Annotated in this window: 23 protein-coding genes and 1 other annotated feature; of the genes, 14 read left to right on the top strand and 9 right to left on the bottom strand. The window is 48.3% G+C overall.

Annotation, left to right across the window (positions count from 1 at the left end; translation table 11 throughout):
• Window positions 1-30: 30 nt before the first annotated feature.
• The 7 genes from rplS to K0H59_RS15195 all read left to right on the top strand — a co-directional run bounded on the left by rplS (window position 31) and on the right by K0H59_RS15195 (window position 7,896).
• The gene (rplS, locus tag K0H59_RS15225) at window positions 31-384 is read left to right on the top strand and encodes a 50S ribosomal protein L19 (protein ID WP_006080791.1); all 354 of its coding nucleotides are present in this window, start codon (window positions 31-33) and stop codon (window positions 382-384) included.
• 297 nt (window positions 385-681) lie between these two features.
• Entirely contained in the window at window positions 682-1,773 is a 1,092-nt protein-coding gene (locus K0H59_RS15220; RefSeq protein ID WP_220053611.1) for a 3-deoxy-7-phosphoheptulonate synthase, read from the top strand.
• Between the two features lie 62 nt (window positions 1,774-1,835).
• Window positions 1,836-2,975 (top strand): bifunctional chorismate mutase/prephenate dehydrogenase, encoded by a 1,140-nt coding sequence (tyrA, locus tag K0H59_RS15215; RefSeq protein ID WP_086903310.1) that lies wholly within the window; start codon window positions 1,836-1,838, stop codon window positions 2,973-2,975.
• Between the two features lie 216 nt (window positions 2,976-3,191).
• Window positions 3,192-4,856, top strand: a complete 1,665-nt coding sequence (gene hcp, locus K0H59_RS15210) for a hydroxylamine reductase (protein WP_220053610.1) — start codon at window positions 3,192-3,194, stop codon at window positions 4,854-4,856.
• A 50-nt stretch (window positions 4,857-4,906) separates the two neighbouring features.
• The gene (locus tag K0H59_RS15205) at window positions 4,907-6,049 is read left to right on the top strand and encodes a hybrid-cluster NAD(P)-dependent oxidoreductase (protein ID WP_220053609.1); all 1,143 of its coding nucleotides are present in this window, start codon (window positions 4,907-4,909) and stop codon (window positions 6,047-6,049) included.
• Window positions 6,050-6,210: 161 nt separating this feature from the next.
• A complete protein-coding gene (locus K0H59_RS15200; protein ID WP_011623581.1) occupies window positions 6,211-6,546 on the top strand; it encodes a hypothetical protein in 336 nt (111 codons plus the stop codon).
• Window positions 6,547-6,591: 45 nt separating this feature from the next.
• Window positions 6,592-7,896 (top strand): sodium:proton antiporter, encoded by a 1,305-nt coding sequence (locus K0H59_RS15195; protein ID WP_220053608.1) that lies wholly within the window; start codon window positions 6,592-6,594, stop codon window positions 7,894-7,896.
• Between the two features lie 146 nt (window positions 7,897-8,042).
• Here the strand turns inward: K0H59_RS15195 and K0H59_RS15190 are convergent, their stop codons facing one another.
• Window positions 8,043-10,043, bottom strand: coding sequence for a chorismate mutase (locus tag K0H59_RS15190; RefSeq protein ID WP_220053607.1), 2,001 nt, complete (start codon window positions 10,041-10,043; stop codon window positions 8,043-8,045).
• 37 nt (window positions 10,044-10,080) lie between these two features.
• Window positions 10,081-10,199: a sequence feature (Phe leader region), on the bottom strand.
• Window positions 10,200-10,375: 176 nt separating this feature from the next.
• Window positions 10,376-11,884 carry a leucyl aminopeptidase gene (gene pepA / locus K0H59_RS15185; protein ID WP_088210512.1) on the bottom strand — a complete coding sequence of 503 codons (1,509 nt, stop codon included), beginning with the start codon at window positions 11,882-11,884 and terminating at the stop codon, window positions 10,376-10,378.
• Between the two features lie 255 nt (window positions 11,885-12,139).
• Between pepA and lptF the strand changes: the two genes are divergently transcribed.
• A complete protein-coding gene (gene lptF / locus K0H59_RS15180) occupies window positions 12,140-13,252 on the top strand; it encodes an LPS export ABC transporter permease LptF (RefSeq protein WP_011623577.1) in 1,113 nt (370 codons plus the stop codon).
• Window positions 13,249-14,307, top strand: a complete 1,059-nt coding sequence (lptG, locus tag K0H59_RS15175) for an LPS export ABC transporter permease LptG (protein WP_220053606.1) — start codon at window positions 13,249-13,251, stop codon at window positions 14,305-14,307. The genes lptF and lptG overlap by 4 nt, the downstream gene beginning before the upstream one ends.
• A 134-nt stretch (window positions 14,308-14,441) precedes the next feature.
• Here lptG and K0H59_RS15170 read toward each other — a convergent pair whose 3' ends face one another.
• The 5 genes from K0H59_RS15170 to K0H59_RS15150 form a co-directional block, all read right to left on the bottom strand.
• A complete protein-coding gene (locus K0H59_RS15170; RefSeq protein WP_011717856.1) occupies window positions 14,442-14,951 on the bottom strand; it encodes an RDD family protein in 510 nt (169 codons plus the stop codon).
• Between the two features lie 39 nt (window positions 14,952-14,990).
• Window positions 14,991-15,248: a DUF2960 domain-containing protein gene (locus K0H59_RS15165; protein ID WP_011626864.1), complete on the bottom strand. Its 258-nt coding sequence runs from the start codon at window positions 15,246-15,248 to the stop codon at window positions 14,991-14,993.
• A 37-nt stretch (window positions 15,249-15,285) separates the two neighbouring features.
• Entirely contained in the window at window positions 15,286-15,636 is a 351-nt protein-coding gene (locus K0H59_RS15160; RefSeq protein WP_037415674.1) for a DMT family protein, read from the bottom strand.
• Window positions 15,636-16,130 (bottom strand): GNAT family N-acetyltransferase, encoded by a 495-nt coding sequence (locus K0H59_RS15155; RefSeq protein WP_220053605.1) that lies wholly within the window; start codon window positions 16,128-16,130, stop codon window positions 15,636-15,638. The genes K0H59_RS15160 and K0H59_RS15155 overlap by 1 nt, the downstream gene beginning before the upstream one ends.
• 118 nt (window positions 16,131-16,248) lie before the next feature.
• On the bottom strand, window positions 16,249-17,742 hold the full coding sequence (locus K0H59_RS15150) for a carboxypeptidase M32 (protein ID WP_392447210.1): 1,494 nt from the start codon (window positions 17,740-17,742) through the stop codon (window positions 16,249-16,251).
• A gap of 81 nt (window positions 17,743-17,823) precedes the next feature.
• Between K0H59_RS15150 and K0H59_RS15145 the strand changes: the two genes are divergently transcribed.
• The 5 genes from K0H59_RS15145 to K0H59_RS15125 all read left to right on the top strand — a co-directional run bounded on the left by K0H59_RS15145 (window position 17,824) and on the right by K0H59_RS15125 (window position 22,111).
• The gene (locus K0H59_RS15145) at window positions 17,824-18,390 is read left to right on the top strand and encodes a DsrE family protein (RefSeq protein ID WP_011717853.1); all 567 of its coding nucleotides are present in this window, start codon (window positions 17,824-17,826) and stop codon (window positions 18,388-18,390) included.
• 122 nt (window positions 18,391-18,512) lie between these two features.
• Window positions 18,513-19,148 carry a YqiJ family protein gene (locus K0H59_RS15140; RefSeq protein WP_088210518.1) on the top strand — a complete coding sequence of 212 codons (636 nt, stop codon included), beginning with the start codon at window positions 18,513-18,515 and terminating at the stop codon, window positions 19,146-19,148.
• 33 nt (window positions 19,149-19,181) lie between these two features.
• Window positions 19,182-20,960 carry a flotillin family protein gene (locus K0H59_RS15135; RefSeq protein WP_088210519.1) on the top strand — a complete coding sequence of 593 codons (1,779 nt, stop codon included), beginning with the start codon at window positions 19,182-19,184 and terminating at the stop codon, window positions 20,958-20,960.
• 156 nt (window positions 20,961-21,116) lie between these two features.
• The gene (locus K0H59_RS15130) at window positions 21,117-21,677 is read left to right on the top strand and encodes a DJ-1/PfpI family protein (RefSeq protein ID WP_088210520.1); all 561 of its coding nucleotides are present in this window, start codon (window positions 21,117-21,119) and stop codon (window positions 21,675-21,677) included.
• Between the two features lie 125 nt (window positions 21,678-21,802).
• Complete coding sequence (locus tag K0H59_RS15125) at window positions 21,803-22,111, top strand: ribbon-helix-helix domain-containing protein (RefSeq protein WP_088210521.1); 309 nt, start codon at window positions 21,803-21,805, stop codon at window positions 22,109-22,111.
• A 98-nt stretch (window positions 22,112-22,209) separates the two neighbouring features.
• On the opposite strand, the gene K0H59_RS15120 is transcribed toward K0H59_RS15125, so the two are convergent.
• Window positions 22,210-22,959, bottom strand: a complete 750-nt coding sequence (locus K0H59_RS15120) for an ABC transporter substrate-binding protein (RefSeq protein WP_220053603.1) — start codon at window positions 22,957-22,959, stop codon at window positions 22,210-22,212.
• A gap of 118 nt (window positions 22,960-23,077) precedes the next feature.
• Entirely contained in the window at window positions 23,078-23,713 is a 636-nt protein-coding gene (locus K0H59_RS15115; RefSeq protein WP_088210523.1) for a DUF2913 family protein, read from the bottom strand.
• Window positions 23,714-23,757: the final 44 nt, after the last annotated feature.

The raw sequence follows: 23,757 nt of genomic DNA, 5'->3' as shown, positions 1-23,757 counted from the left end.
AGCTCAGTTAATTCTAGAACGGAGTAAGTTATGAACAACATCATTAAAATGCTCAACGATGAGCAAATGAAACAAGACGTACCTGCGTTTGGTGCTGGTGATACAGTAGTAGTTCAGGTTCGTGTTAAAGAAGGTGATAAAGAGCGTTTACAGGCTTTCGAAGGCGTTGTAATTGCTAAACGTAACCGTGGTCTGCACTCTGCATTCACAGTACGTAAAATCTCTAATGGCGAAGGTGTTGAGCGTGCATTCCAAACGCACAGCCCTCTGATCGCTAGCATTGAAGTTAAGCGTCGTGGCCGCGTTCGTCGCGCCAAACTGTACTACTTACGTGATCGTTCAGGTAAATCTGCACGTATCCGTGAAAAGCTGGCTACTAAGTAATAGTACCCGCTACAGAAAACAAGACGTAGTGTTCGCACAGAAAACCGCCCTAGTGGCGGTTTTTTGTTGCCTGCAGTTTGTCTTTTTAGCCATTTCGAGTGTGTTTCGAGTTAAGTGCCGATTTTATTAAATTCTTCCTTGATCTTCTGCCAATTAATAGGCATATTGGTCGTTCATTGTAATGGTGTAGCATTACAATATTACATGGTGGCCTCGGCTATTTATTCTTCCCCGCAGTGGTTTGAGATCCAGACTCCTGATCACATGGGGATATGACTTCAGTTTTAGGTGGTAAGCATGCAACAGGATACGATCAATAACGTACACATTAGTTCAGAGAAAGTTCTTATTACACCGCAGGAGCTAAAAGCGGCTCTGCCACTCTCTGAGCACGCGTATCGTTATATCCTCAATGCACGCAAAACCGTGGCGGATATTGTCCATAAGCGCGATAACCGCGTGCTTATCGTCACTGGACCTTGTTCTATCCATGATATCGATGCCGCCAAGGAATACGCCTTAAAGCTTAAAAAACTCCACGATGAACTCAGCGATGAGTTTTACATTTTGATGCGAGTCTACTTTGAGAAACCACGTACCACAGTGGGTTGGAAGGGGATGATTAACGATCCTGATATGGACGAGTCCTTCGATGTCGAGAAGGGCTTAAAGATGGCCCGTGAGCTGATGATCTGGTTGGCCGAACTCGAACTGCCTGTGGCAACCGAAGCGCTCGACCCTATCAGCCCGCAATATATTTCGGAGCTAGTGACTTGGTCAGCCATTGGTGCCCGCACGACTGAGTCGCAAACCCACAGGGAAATGGCGTCGGGTTTATCTATGCCCGTTGGTTTTAAAAATGGCACAGACGGAAAGCTCGATGTAGCCATTAACGCGCTGAAATCGGCGGCCAGTAGCCACAGATTTATGGGGATTAACCAACAGGGCCAAGTGGCGTTATTGCAAACTGCGGGGAACCCAGATGGGCATGTGATCCTCCGCGGTGGCGCAACGCCAAACTACGATGCTAAGAGCGTCGCCGAATGTGAGGCGCAGTTACATAAGGCCAAACTCAATGCGCGCCTTATCATCGATTGCAGCCATGGTAATTCCTCTAAGGATTACACCAGGCAAGTTCCGGTGTGTGAGGATGTATTTAACCAAATCTACAACGGCAATAAGTCCATCATTGGCGTGATGTTAGAAAGCCATTTAAACGAAGGTAATCAAAGTTGTGATAAACCATTGAGCGAATTGGCCTATGGGGTTTCTGTGACAGACTCCTGTATTAATTGGGAAAAAACCGAAAGCGTTTTACGTGCGGGCGCATCGAAGTTATCTTCGGTATTAGCAACGCGTTTCGATATGCTCAAAGTGGCCAATGCTTAAGAGTCAATCTTAAGAGCCGAATGTTTAAACACCTGATTTTAGGTGTGTAGTGGACTGATAAGATGAACGAAAAAACCACAACTGAATTAGAACACCTTCGCGGACTCATCGATGGTGTCGACCAGCAATTGCTGCATTTACTGCGTAAACGCTTAGATTTAGTCGCGCAGGTGGGCACGGTTAAACACGCCGCAGGACTGCCGATTTATGCGCCGCAACGTGAAGCGGCAATGTTGGCAAAACGCCGCGAAGAAGCCAAAACCATGGGCATTGCGCCGCAACTGATCGAAGATATTTTGCGCCGCTTGATGCGTGAATCCTATCTCAATGAGAAGGATGTTGGCTTTAAGCAAGTCAAAAACGATCTCGGCTCAGTGGTGATTGTCGGTGGTAAGGGTCAGCTTGGTGGACTGTTCCAACAAATGCTGTCGCTCTCGGGTTACCAAGTTAAAGTGCTGGATAAAGACGATTGGCAGCAAGCGGAAACCTTATTTGCTGACGCCGGATTGGTATTGGTGACTGTGCCAATCGCCATCACCTGCGACATTATCCGTGAGAAACTGACCCAATTACCGCAGGAATGTATCTTAGCCGACTTAACCTCGATCAAGACTGAGCCTATGAATGCCATGTTGGCCGCTCACAAAGGACCCGTTGTCGGGTTTCATCCTATGTTTGGCCCCGATGTCGGCAGTTTGGCTAAACAGGTTGTGGTGGTGTGCCATGGCCGCGAAGCCGATAAATACCAATGGCTGCTAGAACAAATTGGGATTTGGGGCGCACGGATTGTCGAAGCTGAGCCAGAGCGTCACGACAATGCGATGCAGCTGGTACAGGCGATGCGCCACTTCTCGACCTTTGTGTATGGCTTGAATCTTTGCAAAGAAGAGGCGGATATAGAAACCCTGCTGCAATTTAGCTCACCTATCTATCGCTTAGAGCTCGCCATGGTCGGGCGTTTGTTTGCCCAAAGCCCAGAACTCTATGCCGATATTATTTTTGCCCAGCAGGATAGCCAGCATGCGATTGGCGATTATTTGGATAACTATCGCGAAGCATTAGAACTGTTAAAGCGGGGCGATAGGGACGCGTTTATCAGCCAGTTCCAAACGGTGGCAAAATGGTTTGGTGATTTTGCACCTCAGTTTCAGCGTGAAAGCCGCATGATGCTGCAATCGGTCAGTGATATGAAAACAAACTGATAATGAATGAGTTAGCCATAAAAATGCCCATCTTTGATGGGTATTTTTTTAGGTTTTTCAGGCGGGCGTTATTGTGTTAATTAGCAATTACTGAAGGTGATCTCTCTCTAAGATTTCGCATTCGAGCCAAGAAAAGGCTATCGCTTATTTACGGTTTCGGTAGACTTATTTTAAACATGCAAAAATAAAGCATGAATTTAAATTAGGAGTCTATCCATGTTTTGTATTCAGTGTGAGCAAACTATTCGTACCCCAGCTGGCAACGGTTGTAGCTATGCCCAGGGCATGTGCGGCAAATTGGCCGCGACCTCGGATCTGCAAGACTTGTTAATCTATATGCTGCAAGGTGTTTCAGTGTATGCGACTAAGGCGCGTGAACTGGGCGTCATTAACTCTGAGGTGGATACCTTTGTTCCTAAAGCTTTTTTCTCGACCCTAACCAACGTCAACTTCGATGACGAACGCATCATCGCCTATGCCAAGCAGGCGGCTGAGTACCGTGAAAGTTTAAAAAATGCCTATGAAGCGGCGTGTGAAGCTGCGGGTAAACAGGCAGAATCGCTCCCCCCTGTGGCGCAATTTGTGTTGGGCACCAGCAAGCCTGAAATGTTGTCTCAAGCACCAGTCGCCTTACTCAATAAAGATAAAAATGAAGTCCACGAAGATATCCTTGGGCTGAGACTACTGTGCTTATATGGCCTTAAAGGGGCGGCGGCTTACATGGAGCACGCCCGTGTTTTAGGTAAAACCGATGCTGAGATTGCTGGTCGCTTCCATGAGATTATGGCGTTTCTCGGTGAGCCTAGCGTCGATGCCGACAAACTGTTCACCACGGCCATGGATATTGGTCAACTAAACTACCATATCATGGCGATGCTCGATGCGGGCGAGACCGAAGCCTTTGGTCATCCTGAACCGACTGTCGTCAACACTAAAGCCGTTAAAGGCAAAGCGATTCTGGTATCTGGCCATGATATGAAGGACTTAGAGCTTATCCTCGAGCAAACGGCGGGCAAAGGCATTAATGTTTATACCCATGGCGAAATGCTGCCCGCGCTTGCGTATCCCGCCTTTAAAAAATATGCCCATTTAGTGGGGAACTACGGCAGTGCTTGGCAGAACCAGCAAAAAGAATTCGCTAATTTCCCCGGCGCCGTAGTGATGACCTCAAACTGTATTATCGACCCGAATGTGGGCCAATATAGCGACCGTATCTTTACTCGCAGTATCGTGGGTTGGCCTGGTGTGACCCATGTAATTGGGGACGATTTTTCAGTTGTGATCGACAAGGCGCTCGCACTCGATGGCTTCCAATACGATGAAATTCCTCACAATATCACCATCGGTTTTGCCCGAAATGCCTTAATGGCCGCAGCACCGACGGTGGTGGAAAACGTCAAAAACGGTTCTATCAAACACTTCTTCTTAGTCGGTGGTTGTGATGGTGATAAGTCGGAGCGGAGTTATTTCACCGATTTAGCGAAATCGGCGCCAAAGGATTCCGTCATCCTGACCTTAGGTTGTGGTAAGTACAAATTCAACAAGCTGGAATTTGGTGATATCAATGGTATTCCGCGCTTACTCGACATTGGCCAATGTAACGATGCCTATTCGGCTATCCAGTTGGCTATCGCGCTATCACAAATCTTTGAATGCGATATCAATGAATTACCATTGAATCTCGTGCTTTCATGGTTTGAGCAAAAAGCCATTGTCGTGCTGCTGACGCTGTTATCGCTCGGGGTGAAAAACATCCGCACCGGCCCAACGCCGCCAGCGTTTTTAACGGCCAATCTTGCCAAAATTTTGGAAGAAAAATTTGGCCTGCGTAACACCACCACAGTTGAAGCCGATCTGAAGACCATGCTGAACGTGGCCTAGGCCGATTGATGCATGGAGTCACTGCGGCTTTGCGCTAAAGCCGCAGTGTTATGGATACAAAGACGATGAATATCAGTACTATGCAAAATATCATGCCAAGTCCCGTTTTATCTTCTGCGCCTGCAAGTGTTGTGGGTTTTAGACAGTTAGTGTGTGTGGAGCGCTGGAACGAAACCGCCGATGTGGTGAGTTTTCGCTTTCAAGCCGGTGAGCCGATGAAGTTTGATTATAAGCCGGGGCAATTTATGACCTTAGTGCTAGAGATCAACGGTGAGCAGGCTTGCCGCAGTTACACCTTGTCCTCAACCCCTTCGCGGCCTTATTCCTTAATGTTAACCATTAAGCGAGTCGATGGCGGACTTGTGTCGAATTACTTGATTGATCATTTACAGCCGGGGCAAACGGTACGAGTCCTACCGCCAACGGGGCAGTTTAATCTGTTTGATATTCCTGCCAAAAAATACCTATTTTTGAGTGCAGGCTGTGGGATCACTCCCATGTATTCGATGTCGCGTTATTTAACCGACAGCCAAATGAATGCCGACATTGCTTTTGTACATAGTGCTCGCACCCAGGCCGATATTATTTTTAAAACCTCATTAGAGACCATGGCTACGCGCCATCGAGATTTTAAGCTGCGTTACCTTGTGGAGGATGTCACCGCTGACAAGGCTTGGCATCCCGAGGCGGTATTGCATGATATCGGCCGTTTAAGTGCCAATAATCTACGAGCTTTAGTCCCCGATTTTGCCGAACGAACCGTGTTTTTGTGCGGACCAGAGCCTTATATGCAGGCGATCAAAACGATTCTTGCTGAGCTTAACTTCGATATGACTCAGTTGTATCACGAGAGTTTTGCCACAGCGGTGAAAGAGGCGCAAAGCCGCGTTAAACAGGCAGAAATGCAGACTGAGGCTCCTGTGAGTGGCAGTAACAGCTTTATGTTATCCATTGGCGATAAAAAGCGGGCTTTAACGGCCGAGCAAACCTTGCTTGAGGGGATTGAAGCCGAAGGCTTACCTATTATTGCAGCCTGTCGTTCGGGCATATGCGGCGCGTGCAAATGCCAAGTGCTCGAAGGGGAGACTGAGTCCACAAGTCGCATGACCTTAACCCCTACCGAAATCGAAGCCGGATATGTATTAGCTTGCTCGACTAAACTCAAGTCGGATGTGACGCTGTCTTTGACTTGACACTTGCCTCTGAAGGGTATCGGTCGCTTCAAAAAATTGGTGATTAAAAAACTCGCGAGGAAATATTTTTGCGCCTTAGTTGCGATTATGTCTGCGAGAACGTAAGGTTAAAGACGAGGGCGGAGTAACGCCCTGTCCCATCGTCTGGCTGGAGTCTCTCAATGACAACGACAACCACATATGCCGCAAAAATTGAAGATCGCAGCTTAGGCCATTTGCTTTACGCCTTAATGTCAGGCTTTCCGCTGTTATTGCTGCCAGTATTGTTGAGCCTATTTATCAACTTGTCTCAACGACATACGCAAGGTAATGCCTTGCTGGCATCACATCTACGCTGGCAACGTCACTCCAATGTGATATTTCTTGGTCTGTTAGTATTGGGCTATTGTCTGCCCATCACTTGGCTCAGTCTTTCGATTTATCTCTTTGGTATTATTTGGTTTTGCCATCGGATTATTAAAGGCTGGCTAAGTCTGTTGGATGGTTTAGAAGTCTAAAACTTGTGCTAGAGTCTCTTCATCTTAGGGTGATTAGAGACTCTTATGACTAGTTATCAAATTCTCTGTATTCTCTGTGCGTTAGCCTTAGTCACGTCTGTGGCATCTTCGCGTTTGCATAAGCTGCAAGAAACCGTCGCCATTACCGCATTAGCCTTAGGAATGAGTCTGTTGCTATTACTGGGCGGTAAAGCGCTTGGCGGCCATGTTTATGGTTACTTTGTGGCAGGGCTGGAGAAGCTCGACTTTCAGGCGCTATTGCTCAATGGCATGTTAGGTTTTCTCTTATTTGCCGGGGCATTGCAGATCCGCTTAAAAATCTTAAGGCATCAGAAATGGGAAATTCTTATTCTTGCCTTTGTCAGTACCTTGCTCTCGACTTTTATCGTCGGTGGTTTGCTTTATTACATCGCTCCCATGCTGGGATTACCCTTGGCCTTAAGCCATTGTTTGCTCTTTGGCGCCTTAATTTCACCGACAGATCCGATTGCCGTGTTAGCCATTCTGAAGAAGATGGGCGCGCCCGAAGATATTGCTATTCAGGTAGAAGGGGAGTCGCTCTTTAACGATGGTATAGGGCTGGTGATTTTTGTGGCCATCTCCCATCTGGCTTTTTCAACTGAGCCGCTGACCTTTTCGCAAATCTCGCTATTGTTTGTCCAAGAGGCGCTCGGTGGCGTCGTTTATGGCGCCGTGCTCGGCGTATTGTTGCACCATTTCTTTCGTTACTGTGAGGAAGAAACCCAGTTGATGCTGGTCACTTTGCTGATCCCGACGGCGGGTTATGTCATAGCCGAAGTATTAGGGGTGTCGGGGCCGCTGGCGATGGTCAGTGCTGGGATTATTATCGGTAACTACAGCGTGCCTAAGTATTTTGTGCGCCATGAGCGGGTGAAACTCTACACTTTTTGGTCGCTGATTGAATCCTTCTTTAATGCGCTGCTGTTCCTTCTGCTCGGATTATTACTCTTGCTCGTCACCTTTAAGGCGCCATTATGGTGGTTTATGTTAGTGGCCATTCCTCTGGTATTAACGGCGCGGGCGGTGAGTGTATTTTTGCCCTATATCGGATTTAGGTTGGTTAAGTCTTACAATCCCTATGCCGAGTCGATACTCATTTGGGGCGGGCTCAGAGGCGGTTTAGCCTTGGCCATGGCGATGAGTTTACCCGAGGGCGTGATTATCGATTCACAAAGCGGTGTCGAGCTGCGTGAGCTTGTGCTCGTGATGACCTATGCCGTGGTGGTGTTTTCAATCCTAGTGCAAGGCTCGAGTATGACGGGGTTAATTCGCCGCAGTAATGCGGTGGCAAAAGATACCAATAGCCTGATTGCACCTGAGCGGACCTAGGTTAGCAGGGGTTAACCTTGAGGGTAAAACCAAACCCTAAGCTCTAATTCTACAGTTCTAAATCCACAGCTATAAATTCTAAGTTCTAAACAAAACAGCCACGATATTCGTGGCTGTATGTTCCTCAGTATCCTTATACGCTCAAATTAGCGATATAACTCCCTCACGACTTCGGCCATCAATGCTAATGAATCATGTTCTTTATCTTCTTCGAGGGGGCAATTCAGCACTAGACCATCGGCTTTTAGCTGTTTAATCCCTTGAGTTTGCAGTGGTAGCGCATCTTCGCTGATGGCATAACAAGGGTTAATCACAATGGGGAGATGACTATTGGCCTTAATTTGGATAAGGCTTGCTAAATCCAAGGTGGGTAAGTTGGCATTGTTATAGGTACGAATGCCAGAGTCAGATAGGATAAGCTGTTGGTTACCTTGACTTAAAATCGCCTCCGTTGCCGCCATAAACTCCTCATAACTTGCCATATCGTTACGTTCGAGGAATAGCGGGATCGGCAAGGTGCCTGCCTGAGTGAGTAAAGCCTGATTAAACATTTGTTTGCCCGTTAAGAACAACATGTCGGCATGACCAGTCGCCAATGGCATGTCCGTCGCCTGTTCGATGGCGATGACACAAAGCAAATCATACTGATGCAGGGTTTGGCGCAGCTTAGGGATGATAGCTTCGGCCGAGGCGAGTGAGTGGCATCCGTCTAAAATTACCGCTTGAAAACCCGCTTCTTTTAGCTGTTTTACTCTGCGCTCAAAGGCGGATAAGGCGGCCTGTGACGACTCTAGCAGCAGGCTTTTACTCAGCGTGATCTTGGCAATGGCACCAATATGGCCTGCGCCAATGGTAAAGGGGCCGCAGTGAATTTCACTCGCCTGCGCCTTGTACGCCTTACTGAAGCGATAGGGAGACGGATCAAGGCTCATCGTACTTATCACCTCAGCTTTTGAGGTGCTCGGCTCGATAAGTAATTGGCTATTACTGAGTTGTGTCGGTTTGACGGTTTCACAGGGGTAACATCCTAATACTTTGATAAAACGCGTGATCCTCTCGAGCTGCTTGAGCCCTTGCTGCATGGCTTCGCTGGAGATATTGGCATCGATATCCAGATAGAACATTTCTTCCCACGGCGTGCCAGGAATAGGGCGAGATTCAAGTTTGCTCATATTCAGCTGATGCGCCTTGAGCACCAATAGGGCTTCAACCAAGGCGCCAGCCTTTTGGCCAGTGGCCATAATCAGGGTGGTTTTGGCAGGCAGTTGCTCGGGTACGGCTACGGCTTTTCGAGCCACCACGATAAAGCGACTCTGGTTAATTTTTTGGTTCGCAAGACCCGACTCAATCGACTCGAGTTGGTACAGCGCGCCACCTTCAGTGCTACCAATTGCAGCGGCGCTATTGTCGGCAGATTGATTGACCTTCTCCATTGCTTCGGCGCTGCTTGAGCAATATTCCAGTCTTAAGTCTTTGTGCTGGCTCAGATAACGGCTGCACTGACTGATTGGCTGCGGATGGGCGTAGACGGTTTTGATATCACTCAGTTTGCTGCCCGGTTTGCCCAACAAACAATGGCTGACTTCGATAGTTGTCTCGCCAACGATGGAGAGGCTCGTATGTTGCAGCACGTCATATACTTCGTTGATTGAGCCGGACGAAGTGTTTTCAATCGGCAAAAAGCCATAGTCGGCGTGGCCTGACTCAACCGCTTGGACAATCTCATCGAAACTTTGGCAGCCTAAGTCGAGCATCTCAACCTGACGACGTTGGCAATAGCGAGAGGCGGCTAGGTAAGAGTAGGAGCCGCGGGCGCCAAGGTAAGCGATACAGTATTGTTGTTTTTGCGTTTCTGGATTGGCGCGGCCGTGGAGATAAGCCTGCTGGTTGAGGACTGAGTCTTCGATAATGCTTTGATAAAGTGAAATCACGTAATGGGCATCTAAGCCTTTTTCTCGGCCAGCGGTGACTAATCTTGCCAGCAGTTCTTTTTCCCTTTGGGTGTCGCGAATGGGTCTCACATCCACTTCTTTACTGCGGGCCACTTCAAGGCTTAGGCGTCGACGTTCGGCGAGTAACGAGAGAAGCTCATTGTCGAGGTGAGTAATTTGTTCTCGCGTTTGATTTAAAGGCTGTGGTTTTTGCATTCTGACCTCATTTGCCACCGTATTATCGAGCGTTTAAGACGAAAAAGCCTCCCAGTGGGAGGCTTTGGATTTTTACTTTCGTTTTTACACAGTAAATCCGCCTCCTAGAGTGGGGGTGTAAAAAAGAAAGTAAAAAAAGCTGCGGTATTTGTTTTCATAGGGAGTAAAACTAAAGGGCGAGGGCGTGGCTGTCAATCAAAAATTATTCAATCGCGGTTTTCTTTCCTCTTAGTGTTGCTAGGCTGTAATTATTCCTGGGCCAATCCTCATTTCGCCTTCGAGCCAAATAAAAAAGGCGAAGAAATTCTTCGCCTTTTCAGTGTTGTTAGCGATTACTCGCCTAATTCTACGCCAGCTCGATTGATCAGGAACTGAGTCAAAATTGGCACAGGGCGACCGGTTGAACCTTTACTCGCGCCGCTGTTCCACGCAGTACCCGCCACGTCTAAGTGAGCCCAGTTGTACTTCTTGGCGAAACGAGACAGGAAACAAGCCGCGGTAATCGCGCCCGCTGGACGACCACCTAAGTTGGTCATATCGGCAAATGGGCTATCGAGCATATCTTGGTACTCATCCCACAGAGGCATGCGCCATGCGCGGTCACCACTCTGCTCACCTGCATTGAGTAGCTCGTGTGCCAGAGGGTTGTGTGATGAGAACAGGCCTGAGGCATGTTTGCCTAAGGCAATCACACAGGCGCCCGTCAGTGTTGCCGTGTCGATAACTAGCTCTGGGTCGAAACGCTCAACATAGGTTAATACGTCACACAGTACCAGACGGCCTTCGGCGTCGGTGTTGAGGACTTCAACGGTCTGACCCGACATTGTGGTTAAAATGTCACCTGGGCGATAAGCATTGCCCGATGGCATGTTTTCACAACCCGCGAGAATACCGACGACGTTGATGGGCAGCTTCATATCACAGATGGCTTTCATGGTGCCGATAACACCCGCAGCGCCGCCCATGTCGTATTTCATTTCATCCATGGCTTCGCCTGGTTTTAATGAAATACCGCCTGAGTCGAAGGTTAATCCTTTACCAATCAATACGATAGGTTTCTCTGTGCTATCGACTGCACCCTTGTATTCCATCACTGTCATAATGGATTCATTGGCACTGGCACGGCCAACGGCAAGGTAAGAGTTCATGCCGAGTTTCGCCATTTGCTCTTCGCCCACAGTCGTGACATGCAGGTTTTCGTGAACTTCGGCCAATTGGCGAGCTTGAGAGGCTAAATAGGCTGGATTACAGATATTTGGTGGCATGTTAGCCACATCGCGGCATAAATGCATACCGGCAGACACGGCCATGCCGTGCTCAATCGCACGCTCACCTAAGGTTAGTTCGCGGCGAGTTGGGACATTAAACACTAACTTGCGCAGCGGACGACGGGTCTCACCTTTACGGGTTTTGAGCGCATCGAAGCTGTATAAACTGCTATTGGTCGTCTCGACTGCTTGGCGAACTTTCCAATAGGTATCGCGACCTTTCACGTGTAACTCGGTCAAGAAGCACACGGCTTCCATTGAACCCGTTTCATTTAAGGTGTTGATGGTTTTAGTGATGATCTGCTTGTACTGGCGCTCGTCTAGTTCTCGTTCTTTGCCGCAACCGACTAACAGCACTCGTTCACTCAATACGTTAGGAACGTGGTGCAGTAATAACATTTGGCCAGGCTTACCTTCTAAATCGCCGCGACGCAGTAGATTACTGATATAACCTTCGCTAATCTTGTCTAATTGCTCGGCGATGCCGGATAGACGGCGGGGTTCATAAACACCGACAACGATGCAGGCTGAGCGTTGTTTTTCGGGGCTACCGCTCTTTACGCTAAACTCCATGAGCACTCCTAGATTCTTAAAGACAAATTTTTATATTTATTGGATAATGTCTGCTTGTCCCGAAAAGGGCCTAAGTTATTACTCCAAAGGTGATTTATTCTCGGCACTTGAGTCACGTTTTTGTGAAATATCCGTGACATTTATCGTTTGCCAGGAACCCCTGAAGCTGGTCAGAAAACTACCAAAAGTAAACAGTTTACATGAAAGTTAGTCTGTTACCAGCAAAAAGATAAGTTTAGAGACCGGATCCTACCTGTGATTGTATTTAGATACCTTATTCGAGAAGTTTTAAAGGCGCAAATTGCAGTACTTTTCGTACTGTTAACTATTTTTATTAGCCAGCATTTCGTGCGCATATTGGCCGACGCCTCAGACGGTGAATTTCCTGCCTCTCTTATCGCTACCTTGATAGGCCTCAACTTACCCTATCTTGTTGTTCTCGTTTTACCTTTAAGTTTGTTCCTTGGGATCCTCATGGCCCACGGCCGCATGTATGCCGAGAATGAAATGGTCATTCTCCACGGTGTTGGCGTAAGTGAATGGTATGTTACCCGAGTTACTTTGATCCTCGCCGTTATCAACATGTTGTTTACTGGCTATTTATCCCTCTATGTCGCGCCTTGGGCCGAGGAGCAACAAAACCAAGTGCTCGAAAAAGCTCAATCCGAAGCGGGACTTGCCGCATTAGTGCAGGGGCGTTTTCAGGCGAGTCCTAACGGCCGTGCTGTGCTGTTTGTCGAGCGTATCGGCAAGGATAACGACTTGGATAAAGTGTTTGTGGCCCAGTTGCCCGACCCCAATGACGAAATTGGTTTAACCAACGTGGTGGTGGCGAAGGGCGGACGGGTACTGGAAGATCAGAACGGCTCGCAGCAATTACAGCTCAATGATGGAGTGCGCTATCAGGGCAGCCCACAACAGAAAGACTACCAAATGATTGAATTTGGTGGCTATAAGATGCAAATCAAAGAGCAACAGGTCGATGAGCGTCGCCGTAAACTCTCTGCCTTACCGCTCACTGAATTGATGAAAGTCGAAGGACCTGAAGCCGTGGCTGAGTTCCATTGGCGTTTAGCGATTCCGCTGGCGATTCCTATCATGACACTTATTGCCGTGCCGCTGGCGCGAGTCAATGTGCGCCAAGGTAAATTTGCCAAAATGCTCCCGGCAGTACTGTTATATCTTGGCTACTTTGGCCTGATGGTCGCGGGACGTAAAGCCTTGCAGGATGGGGTGATCCCACAATATTTAGGCATGTGGTGGATCCATTTGTCGGCACTCATTATGGGGATTTTACTCCTAGGAAAAGACAGACCCTTATTTGCTCGTTTATCGACGGCAATGGCGCGTAAAAAGGTGGCCGCATGAAGATTTTAGACCTTTATATCGCCAGAGTTTTATTAAGCACTTCGGCGCTGTGTTTGCTGGTGCTGACGGGCTTGTCGGGCATCATTAAGTGGGTTGACCAGCTGCGCTTAGTGGGGCGTGGTTCCTACACTATGATGGATGCAGGCATTTATGTGTTATTCCTTGTGCCTCGCGATATTGAAATGTTTTTCCCGATGGCGGTGCTGTTAGGCGCCTTGATCGGCATGGGGATGCTGGCCTCGAACTCTGAGCTGGTGGTGATGCAAGCCTCAGGGATGTCGCGGTTGCAGATCACCTTATCTGCGATGAAAACCGCAGTGCCATTGATGTTGATGGTGATGGCATTGGGTGAGTGGGGCGCGCCAGTGGCCGAGCAAAAGGCCAATGAACTCCAAGCCATTAAACTCTCCGGCGGCAGTTTGATTAAATCCCACCGAGGCATTTGGGCTAAAGACGGCGATTTGTTCGTGAATATTGGTGAAGTCGCCGATATTGATAAGCTGAATAATATTACTTTGTATAAGTTTAACAGTGAGTTAAAGCTTACGAATGTGGTGTATGCTAAGAGTGCTTTATTCAGTAAGGACAGCTGGCATCTTATGGGTGTGAAGCGTACTGACTTAAGCTATGACGAAGTGAAGCTCGAACACTTAGACGAAGATATTTGGCGCTCAAGTCTCACGCCCGACAAACTCAGCGTGGTATCGGTCAAGCCCGAGGCCTTATCGATTCGCGGCTTAATGGGTTACTTAGATTACCTTAAAAACAACAGCCAAGATCCAAGCCGTTACGAATTAGCCCTCTGGCGTAAGGTGATGCAGCCTGTGACGGTCGGGGTGATGATGCTGGTGGCCTTATCCTTTGTGTTTGGACCACTGCGGACTGTGACTATGGGGGCGCGGGTGTTGCTTGGTGTGGTTGCTGGGTTTAGCTTCTATATCAGTAACGAGATCTTTGGTCCCATGAGTATGGTGTATGAGTTGCCGGCCTACGTGGGGGCCATCGCGCCGAGTCTGCTATTTACTGGCATTGCCTTCTACTTTATCCGGCGGTGATACACACGGGCAATAAAAAACGACGCCATGGCGTCGTTTTTTATTGGGGCAATGTTAGCTCAATCACGGTTGTGAGGCTTAGGTGCTAGGTTTAAGCGCTATGGTTTAAGCGCTATGATTTAACCGCCTGTAGTTTATGCACCATGCCAATTGCGCATTTGGTTGGCTTCCTTAGAAAGAACAACCACTTCAGAGCGGGTCATCATATCCTGTAGTGCGAGTTTATCGTCGTTTATCAGCACCCACAGATTACCAATCCCGAGTAATGACCAGACGATGCGTGCATAGGCGGTGATAAGGCTTAGATTTTGGCCATTAGGATGTTGGATCTTAAGGCGCCAGGCGCGCATCCCGAGAGTTTGACCACCCTTACTCCAAAAAAGCGCATAGAAAGTGCCTACGCAGAGCACTAACCAGAGTTGATAAATCCCATGGTAAATCGGCGTGCCATTGAGGGCGTCGGACACATGTTCAAAGCCATTCATGCTAATCAGGCCCGAGGCTGTGAGTCCGAAGAAAATACCAAAGCCGATGGCGCCAGCAAACATATACACGGCTACTGCGAGCAGCAGGTCATAGATCATTGCCCCTAAGCGGCGGAAGAATCCTGCTCGGGGAAAGTTAGCATGTTCAGCGTTTAACATCTGCAATCCTAATTCTAAATGGATAAATGGCGATAAGGCTTAGGCCTCGGGTTCTTCATCGCGTACAAAGTGGATATTGCTAAACCCAAAGCGCGCAAACTCGACCTTGCGATAGTCTTTTTCAGCCTTGGCACCTTTGCGTGAGGTCATGGCAATTTGTTGTTCCATTGCGAGAAACTTGGTTAAGTCAATTCCTTCGGCCTCGGCCACGGCTTCATATAAATCGCGGTGTTTATCATAACTAAAGGCGATGGTTTTCGTCTCACCTTTGAAGGTGTAAGTCACTTGACGCGCCATGGTTTTCTCCTGAAAAAGTCCTGAAATAAGTCTGGAATTAGTTAAATTCGCTTCTAAAAATAAAATACACCGCACCGAGGATACACAGGCCCGCCCAGAGATAGTCGAGTTTGAGTGGCTCCTTCATATAGAAATAGGCGAAGGGCACAAACAAGCTTAAGGTGATGACTTCCTGCAGGATTTTTAGTTGGCCGACATTCATCACTGTGTAGCCGATGCGATTAGCGGGCACTTGCAGTAGGTATTCAAATAGGGCGATGCCCCAACTGACTAAGGCGGCAATAATCCAAGGCTTTGAACCTAAAGATTTTAAATGCCCATACCATGCGAAGGTCATAAAAATATTGCTAAGACAGAGTAAACCAATAGTCGTTAGGGTGGGGTTCATCATTCTTCTCGATGATTAAGCTTATAAATCATATACATTGCATCGTCGGTATAGCTGCCAAGGCATTTCTCTATGGCCTTAGGTTTAAAGCCCATTTTACGCCAGTAGCTATCGGCACCTTGTACCGCGACCAGAGAGAGGGAGCTCAAGTTAAAACGATCCGCGAGCTGCTTTAAGCGCGTTAGGGCCTTGGAGCCAGCGCCTAAACCCTGAGCCTTTACCGAGATGGCTATATCGTGCAGATATAAGGTATCGGCCTTAGGTAACTGAGTGATGGGCTCATACAGTGCTGGAGGCATATTGGTGGTCCAAGGGTGGGCGAGGCAATAGCCCACCACCGACTCATTCACCTCAAACACAAAGCAGGATTGAGGTGAGACGTGCCACTTGCTTTGCAATACATGCAGGGGTTCAGGATCCAGTTGGGAGTAACATTCTTCCTGGATCTGTAAAATAGCATCCCAATCCTCTGAGGTGATTGCACGCAGTAACATGGTCGACCTTTTTCCGTCCAAAACAGTGTGAATAAATAAGTTGGGGATTATATACCCAAATCGCAGCAAAAGCTTTGAAACTCGGCAGTGCAGCGATTGTCTGGGCGGTTTACCGCGCTTATCCCAAATAACGTTGCTTCAAATGTTTAGCAAGATATTGGCTATTGAGCGGCTCGCCAGTGGCTTGAATGATGAGCTCATCCGTTGTCAGTAATGAGCCTTTGGACCAAATGTGGGTGCCAAGCCAGTCAAATACTTGGGATAACTGCCCATTATCGATAAGGTTTTCAATCGGGCCTAAGCTTCGCTCCAGCGCAAAACGGCATTGGGCGGCATACATGGCGCCTAAGGTATAACTTGGGAAATATCCCAATTCACCCACGGCCCAATGGATATCCTGCATACAACCATCGCGATAATTACCATCGGTATTGATCCCAAGCAGTTGTTGCATCTGGCTTGACCAAAAATCGGGAAGGTCATCCACACTCAGGCTACCGTCGATAAAGGCTTTTTCGGCCTCAAAGCGCAATAGAATGTGGCAAGGGTAAGTGACTTCATCGGCATCGACACGGATAAGCCCCGGATTGACGCGGGTATAGTGTCTTGCCAAGTCTTGGGCGCTGAACTCGCAGCCCAAATGCTGTTTAATCAGTGGTTGTAATTGGCGTAAAAACGCGGGATTGGCACCGAGCTGCATTTCACAAAATAAGCTTTGGCTCTCATGGACGCCCATGGAGCGAGCCAATCCTGCGGGCTGACCGCGCCATGGTTTCGGTAAGCCCTGTTCATAACGGGCGTGGCCAGTTTCATGCACTATGCCCATGATAGCGCTGCTAAAATCGGCTTCATTATAACGCGTCGTGATGCGTACATCGCTTGGCACTCCACCACAAAATGGGTGGCTGCTGATATCGAGCCTGCCATGGTTAAAGTCAAACCCTAAATAGGCCATCACCGCTTGGCCTAGGGCTTGCTGTGCCTTGATTTCGAAGGGGCCGTTAAGGGTAAGCTTGGGTTCACTGGCTTGTTTTGCCAGCACATCTTGGATAAGACTGGGTAACCACGTTTTTAAGTCGCCAAAGGTCTGTTCGAGCTTTGCGGTGGTCATGCCGGGCTCAAATTTATCGAGCAGGGCATCATAGGGGGAGATGTTAAGCGCCTGCGCGCGAATTAAGGCTTCTTCCCTCGCGAGGGAGATCACTGCTTTTAGATTCGGTTTAAAACCTTGCCAATCATTGTTTTTGCGTTGCTCGCGCCAGGCATTTTCACACTGGTAGGCCATTTTCGTTTTGGCCTGTACCAGCTCTCCCGGCACTAAGGTCGCCTGTTGATACTGATATTGCATTTCCCTCAGATTGGCCTGTTGTTCTGGGCTCAGCGCCTCTTGCGAGGCTTGTGCGAGGTTATCGCCAAGCTCTGGCGCCGTTTTAAGGCTATGGATATGTAACGCCAGCTCTGCCATGGCATCGCCCCGTTCACTGCCGCCACCGAGGGGCATAATGGCGGCCTGATCCCAATCACCTAGCGCACTAAAATGTTCAAAATGTGAAATTCTCTGGAAATGGGCCGTGAGTTTATCGTAACTTGGCGTAGGTTCTTTGGTGTTCATAGCGGTATCCATAGACTCAATCTTAAGGTGCTGTCGTTATCTATTAGCACGAAAAAATAACAATAACAGGATGATAATATCATGCAGCCAAAATCACATCACACTAAAACCCTTAAAGCCATGACCATGGCGCTGTTGGTCGGTTTATCCAGTGCCGCCCATGCCGGAGCCGAGAGCTTTGCGCCTGGAACCGCCATCCCCGAATTTGGTGAAGTGGCTAAGGTCGAAAGCACCCTTGCTATCCCTGCGGGGATGAAGTTTAAGGTGGCATTCGATATGAGTAAGGCGGCCGATGTCGGCCAAGTGAATCGTCAGCTCGACAGCCTTGCTCGTTTTATCAATATGCACGTGGCTGCTGGCGTTAAAGAAAGCGATATTGAGCTAGCGATGGTGGTGCATGGCAGTGCCGTTGGCGATTTAGCCGATGATAGCTTTTATGCCAAGCAACACAACGGTGCGCAAAACCCCAATAAAGCCTTAGTGAAAACCTTAGTGGCCCACGGGGTGAAGTTTTATATCTGTGGTCAGAGCGCCGCTTATTTTGACTTACACAACGCCTCTTTGTTACCGGGTGTCGATATGGCCCTGTCTGCGATGACGGCCCATGCGATTCTAGCGCAGCAAGGATTTAGTCAAAATCCGTTTTAGGGTAAATTTTTTGTTTGGAAACTTTTTTGTTTGGAAACTAGGCTCGCCTTGCTATTCTGTCGCTCGTAAGTTGATAATTACAGTGAAGTAAATGGAATGCTGTATCGTTCAAGGAGATGACTATGTGGGCGTTTTTAGTTGAACAGCCTAACCTACCTTACACTATTGCCTTCGCCTGCGTGCTTGTCCTTGGTGTGTTTGAAGCCTTAGCCCTAGTGATAGGGTTAAGCATGATGAGTGCGCTCGACCAATGGGTGCCCGCCGATGTGGATTATGATGCCGAGATTGGCGGTACTGGCCTGACGGGGATTGCGGGCTGGTTGTGTCTAAATCGATTACCCTTACTTATCTGGTTTGTGCTGGCACTGACCAGCTTTGCGATTGTCGGTTATATTGCAAATTACCTGAGCCTGCTCTTCACGGGCGTCTTGTTACCCCAACTCTTTACCTTACCGATTGCCGTGGTTGGCAGTGCGTTTGCCTGTCGCTATCTCGGGCGGATATTGGCTGAACTGCTCCCTAAGAATGAGTCTACCGCCATATCCCTTGATGATTTAAGCGGTTATGTCGGCACTATCACCTTAGGCTGCGCTATGAAGGGCATGCCATCGGAAGCCGTGGTGCGCGATAAACATCAACAAAAACATTATGTATTAGTCGAACCCGAAACCTCGGGGATCGAGTTTGCCAGCGGCACGCAAGTGGTGCTGCTGAAACGAGAAGGAAGAGTCTGGTCTGCGACTCGCTTTGATAATTAATTTTCCAAAGCCATTAACGAAAAAGGAAAGCAAATGGATGTGTTAAACGATGTAACCAGTTCGAGCAACTTCGTGTTGTTAGTTGCCGGAATGGTATTGATTGGCCTGATTGTGATTGGTCTGATTTTCGCCAAGTTATATAAACGTGCAACGAAGGAAATGGCCTTTGTTCGTACGGGGTTTGGTGGTGAAAAAATTATTAAGGACGGCGGCGCAATCGTCTTACCCGTGCTGCATGAAACCATCGCGGTAAATATGAATACCCTGCGTATCGAAGTGGAGAAAACCCAAAAAGATGCGCTGATCACTAAGGATAGAATGCGCGTCGATGTGAAGGCAGACTTCTATCTGCGTGTGGCACCCAATGCCGAAGGCATTTCAATGGCGGCACAAACCTTAGGTACCCGTACCACGCGCGTGGAAGAGCTGAAAAAGCTGATGGAATCTAAGTTTGTTGACGTGTTACGTGCGGTCGCGGCGGAAATGACCATGACCGAAATGCACGAGCAGCGCGCCGATTTTGTCCAGCGGGTGCAGAATAACGTCGCTAACGATCTCGAGAAAAACGGGCTAGAGCTCGAATCCGTTTCTTTGACGGGTTTTGACCAGACTGATCTGCAATTCTTTAATGAAAATAACGCATTCGACGCTGAAGGTCGTGCACGTTTAGCCAAGATTATCGAAGAAAAACGTAAAGAAACCAACGATATCCAGCAGGAAAATCGCATCAAGATCGAGCAGCGTAACCTAGAGGCTGAAAAAGAATCGCTAGAGATTGAAAAGGCCGAAGAAGAAGCGCGTCTGGTGCAGCAACAGTCGCTCGAATTTAAGCGTGCCGAGCAAAAAGCGGAAATTATTAAGCAAAAAGAAAACAAGTCCCGTGAAGAACGCGAAGCCGAGATTGCCAAAGAGCGTGCAATCGAAACTGCGGAAATCGAAAAGACTAAAGACATCGAAACCCGCGAGATTGAAAAGCGCAAATCTATCGAACAGGCCCGTATTCAACAGCAACGTGATATCGAAGTCGCCGAGCAGGAAAAACACATCGCGGTAGCCGCGAAGTCGGAAGAAGAGTCTGCCGCCCGTGCCCGCGCCGCTGAAGCGGAAAAAACCAAGGTAGAGAAAGAAGAAGCGGTTATTACAGTGCGCCAAGTGGCTGAAGCGAATCGTCGTAAAGAGATTGAAGTAATCGATGCTCGCAAAGAAGCGGAGCGCGATGCGGTGGGCGTGACAGTACAAGCCGAGGCGGAAAAACGTGCCGCCGAAGACAGATCGAGCGCGATTCTGATTGAAGCCCGCGCCAGTGCCGATGCCAAGAAGCTGCAAGCCGAGGCCGACGAGAAGGTCTATGCGGTTGAAGCTGCGGGTAAACAAGCTCTGTACGAAGCCGAAAACGTGCTGCGCGATGAGCAGATTGCACTGCAAAAATCCCTCGCTATCTTAAAAGCACTGCCTGAGATTGTCGCGCAGGCAGTTAAACCGCTGGAAAATATTGAAGGCATTAAAATTCTTCAAGGTTATGGCACTGGTAATCAACTGGCATCGGGAGCTGATGGCGCGGTCGCGCATCAAGGCGGTATCGCCGAGCAAGTAACCAGCGCCGCGTTAAACTACCGTGCCAATGCGCCAGTGGTGGATGCCATGCTGCGGGAGTTAGGTTTAGTGCAATCTGAGTCTGGCACCTTAAATGACCTACTCAATGGCAATAATGCTTTAACTACCGAAGCCTTAAATGTAGTGAAGTCGGCGAATAGCGGATTAAATGGTTATAGCCAGCAACATACTGTGATAGAGCCAAAGATAAGTAATTGATATTAATGGCTTAGATTAAAGCGCCTGCGGGCGCTTTTTTTATGCCTGAAACCGCAGCGCCAATTTGTAGTATTCCACTATTACCCTAAATTTAATGGTCGGAGTAGAGTGAAATCCGATGTTGCGTTTTCCCTTATCGAATAAAAGGAGTTTCTCATGGCCAATATTTTGATCATCGCTGGTGATTTTGTTGAAGATTATGAGCTAATGGTACCGTTCCAAGCCCTACAAATGGTGGGGCACAGCGTAACGGTTGTCTGCCCTGATAAAGTGGCGGGACAAACCATTAAAACGGCTATCCATGACTTTGAAGGCGATCAAACCTATACCGAAAAACCAGGACACTTATTTGCCCTAAATGGCAACTTTGCCGGTACCAACGCCAGTGATTTTGATGCGCTGCTGCTTCCCGGTGGCCGTGCGCCTGAGTATTTACGCCTAAATCCTGCGGTGATCGCCTTGGTGATGGACTTTGCTGCCCAAGATAAACCCATAGCGGCGATTTGCCATGGCGCGCAGTTACTGACGGCGGCCGATGTGGTACGCGGTAAGAAAGTGTCTGCCTATCCAGCTTGTGCGCCTGAGGTGAAACAAGCGGGCGCCGAGTATTGCGAGATTGAGGTGACGGCGGCAATCACCGATGGCAAGTTAGTCACGGCGCCCGCTTGGCCAGCGCATCCTGCATGGTTGGCGCAGTTTAACAAGTTATTGAATTAACGATATTCATCTAACGTTATTTATGGCATAACAGTTCGGGTAGGGCTTAAGTTGAGTATTCGCTGGGGACTTAAGCTAAGCGCAATGCTAGAGCTTAGCGCAATCGCCGCTTGGGGAGTGATATTGTGTGTGAAATCTATTCCGGTGCCGAACCCGAACTGTTTGAACTCAAAACCCGCTCTATTCGAATAGATGGGGTCGTGACGAGCGTGCGGCTCGAGGCGATTTTTTGGCAGATTATTGAAGAGATTGCCGAAGATGCCGAGCTGAGTGTGGCGGTGTTTTTAACCCGTATTTATCGTGAAGTGTTAACTCGCCACGGAGAAGTGGCAAACTTTGCTTCTTTATTGCGGGTTGCCTGCACCACCCATCTTAATCAGGGGCAGCGTTTGGTGTTAAAACCTAAGGTTGCGCAAAACGCAAAATCCTCTTAAATACCCATCTCATCGTTATGATTTACAAAAACTAAGCTTGTCACGTTATTGCAGAGCTAGTTTCTTGTGAGCTCCTAAAAACATGAGCTTTTTTCGGTTTAGCTGGCAAAGGCTTGGGTGTATTTTTGGATAATTTGTTCCACTTTTCCGTCGGCTTTTAGCTGTGCTATCGCGTGATTGAGTGCGGGCAGTAGATCGGCATGCTCCTTACGTAGCCTGAGCACCAATACGCCATCGGAATGCACCGCCGCCAATCCTACGGGGATCTTAAGCTTGTTCGACCAATATAAGGCGGGATAGTTACCCGAGATAATGGCCGTGATGCGGTGTTTATCCAATGCCTTAATCAGCTCTTGCTCCGAGGTAAAATCGACACGGATAAACTCCTTGTCATCGTGGTACAAATATCCCCTGACGGTACCGATTTGCTTACCTTTAATTTCAGTGACTTCCTTAAAGGATTCGACATTCTCGGGTCTGGTCACCACGTATTCTGTGATGGGCATAATGGGATCGGATTTAACAAATAAGGGGCCAAAGTCTTGATCCGTAAACCAACTTGGGCTGACCACATCAAAGTCTAACTGGCCGGTTTCAAGGGCGTTGTTCGTCCGTTTTGGCGGCAAGGACAGGTTTTCGCCCTCGATATTGGCTAAGGATAAAATCAGTGGGATTAACTCAGACACCATGCCGGGGGCTTCGGGCTGATTCGCAATAAAATAGGGATACCAAGAATAGGAGCCGGTGATGTTGTACTTGAGTAGTTGGGCAAAGGAAGGCGGTGTAAACAACAGAAGTAATAAAACGGCGTGCGCTCGCCAACGACAGAGAATACGTCCTTTAACCATCTTATCCTTCACTCCTTGGTTGAACGAGCTTGGCGGTGACTGCGCTATATCTTACCTAGTCATTGTGAAAAATTTGTTATCTATAGCGCAGTTTCCCTATTCAAGCAGCTTTTTGGGCTTAAGCCAAGAGTAGGCACAGGGCTGGCAGCTGATTGTGCGGGTAAATTTGAAAGGTCTTATGGTGTTTAATCAGGCTAGTTTTCTTATTACCTTGGCTTATCAGCAAACCATGGGAGAGGGCGATTTGAGTCAACAGCTGCTCATCGGCGCGAACATAAAAGTTGATGGGTTTGATAAGCTGATTGTCTTGAATATGTTGAGTAAACTCTTTTACATCAATAACTAAGCTCGATTGGCCATCGGCGTCTAGCTTAAGCTTGGTGTTAATTTCGGTGTCAGTAAACACTAGCCATTCGAGCTGGGTTAACTCGGCAATCATAGCGTTTAATGCTGTACCTAACTCCACGTGCGAGTTTTCAACGCTCTGATATTGATGAACAATTCTTTCCAATAACCGCTTAAGTTCGGCGCCAGCACCTTGGCTGCGCGCCATACGGATCCATGCCGTGAGATCGTCGGCCACCAGTTTCGAGAAACGCTTCTCTTTGAGCGCCTCAACCATCCAGTTACACAGAAAATGACTCTCCTGCGCGGCTGTTCGTTGGGCTTTTTTAGCTTGGGCTGAGGCGGTTAAATCGGCAAGACCCGCGCGGGCGAGTTCGAGTACGGCTTGGTTATAGGTTTGAGAATTCATTGTGGCTCCGCCGCGGGCTAAAGGATTGATCTAATGGAACGTGT

The organism is Shewanella sp. FJAT-51649 (assembly GCF_019457435.1).
Lineage (GTDB): Bacteria > Pseudomonadota > Gammaproteobacteria > Enterobacterales > Shewanellaceae > Shewanella > Shewanella mangrovisoli.
The sequence above is the reverse complement of the archived record's forward strand: the minus strand, read 5'-3'. Positions and strand labels throughout refer to the sequence as shown.

Coding starts and splice junctions, on each gene's coding strand:
- K0H59_RS15160 (WP_037415674.1), bottom strand. CDS start 15,636: ATGAACCCCACCCTAACGACTATTGGTTTACTCTGTCTTAGCAATATT.
- K0H59_RS15115 (WP_088210523.1), bottom strand. CDS start 23,713: ATGAATTCTCAAACCTATAACCAAGCCGTACTCGAACTCGCCCGCGCG.
- K0H59_RS15130 (WP_088210520.1), top strand. CDS start 21,117: ATGGCCAATATTTTGATCATCGCTGGTGATTTTGTTGAAGATTATGAG.
- hcp (WP_220053610.1), top strand. CDS start 3,192: ATGTTTTGTATTCAGTGTGAGCAAACTATTCGTACCCCAGCTGGCAAC.
- rplS (WP_006080791.1), top strand. CDS start 31: ATGAACAACATCATTAAAATGCTCAACGATGAGCAAATGAAACAAGAC.
- K0H59_RS15205 (WP_220053609.1), top strand. CDS start 4,907: ATGGATACAAAGACGATGAATATCAGTACTATGCAAAATATCATGCCA.
- K0H59_RS15170 (WP_011717856.1), bottom strand. CDS start 14,951: ATGTTAAACGCTGAACATGCTAACTTTCCCCGAGCAGGATTCTTCCGC.
- K0H59_RS15140 (WP_088210518.1), top strand. CDS start 18,513: ATGTGGGCGTTTTTAGTTGAACAGCCTAACCTACCTTACACTATTGCC.
- K0H59_RS15165 (WP_011626864.1), bottom strand. CDS start 15,248: ATGGCGCGTCAAGTGACTTACACCTTCAAAGGTGAGACGAAAACCATC.
- K0H59_RS15195 (WP_220053608.1), top strand. CDS start 6,592: ATGACTAGTTATCAAATTCTCTGTATTCTCTGTGCGTTAGCCTTAGTC.
- K0H59_RS15200 (WP_011623581.1), top strand. CDS start 6,211: ATGACAACGACAACCACATATGCCGCAAAAATTGAAGATCGCAGCTTA.
- K0H59_RS15120 (WP_220053603.1), bottom strand. CDS start 22,959: ATGGTTAAAGGACGTATTCTCTGTCGTTGGCGAGCGCACGCCGTTTTA.
- pepA (WP_088210512.1), bottom strand. CDS start 11,884: ATGGAGTTTAGCGTAAAGAGCGGTAGCCCCGAAAAACAACGCTCAGCC.
- lptG (WP_220053606.1), top strand. CDS start 13,249: ATGAAGATTTTAGACCTTTATATCGCCAGAGTTTTATTAAGCACTTCG.
- tyrA (WP_086903310.1), top strand. CDS start 1,836: ATGAACGAAAAAACCACAACTGAATTAGAACACCTTCGCGGACTCATC.
- K0H59_RS15220 (WP_220053611.1), top strand. CDS start 682: ATGCAACAGGATACGATCAATAACGTACACATTAGTTCAGAGAAAGTT.
- K0H59_RS15150 (WP_392447210.1), bottom strand. CDS start 17,742: ATGAACACCAAAGAACCTACGCCAAGTTACGATAAACTCACGGCCCAT.
- K0H59_RS15135 (WP_088210519.1), top strand. CDS start 19,182: ATGGATGTGTTAAACGATGTAACCAGTTCGAGCAACTTCGTGTTGTTA.
- K0H59_RS15190 (WP_220053607.1), bottom strand. CDS start 10,043: ATGCAAAAACCACAGCCTTTAAATCAAACGCGAGAACAAATTACTCAC.
- K0H59_RS15145 (WP_011717853.1), top strand. CDS start 17,824: ATGCAGCCAAAATCACATCACACTAAAACCCTTAAAGCCATGACCATG.
- K0H59_RS15155 (WP_220053605.1), bottom strand. CDS start 16,130: ATGTTACTGCGTGCAATCACCTCAGAGGATTGGGATGCTATTTTACAG.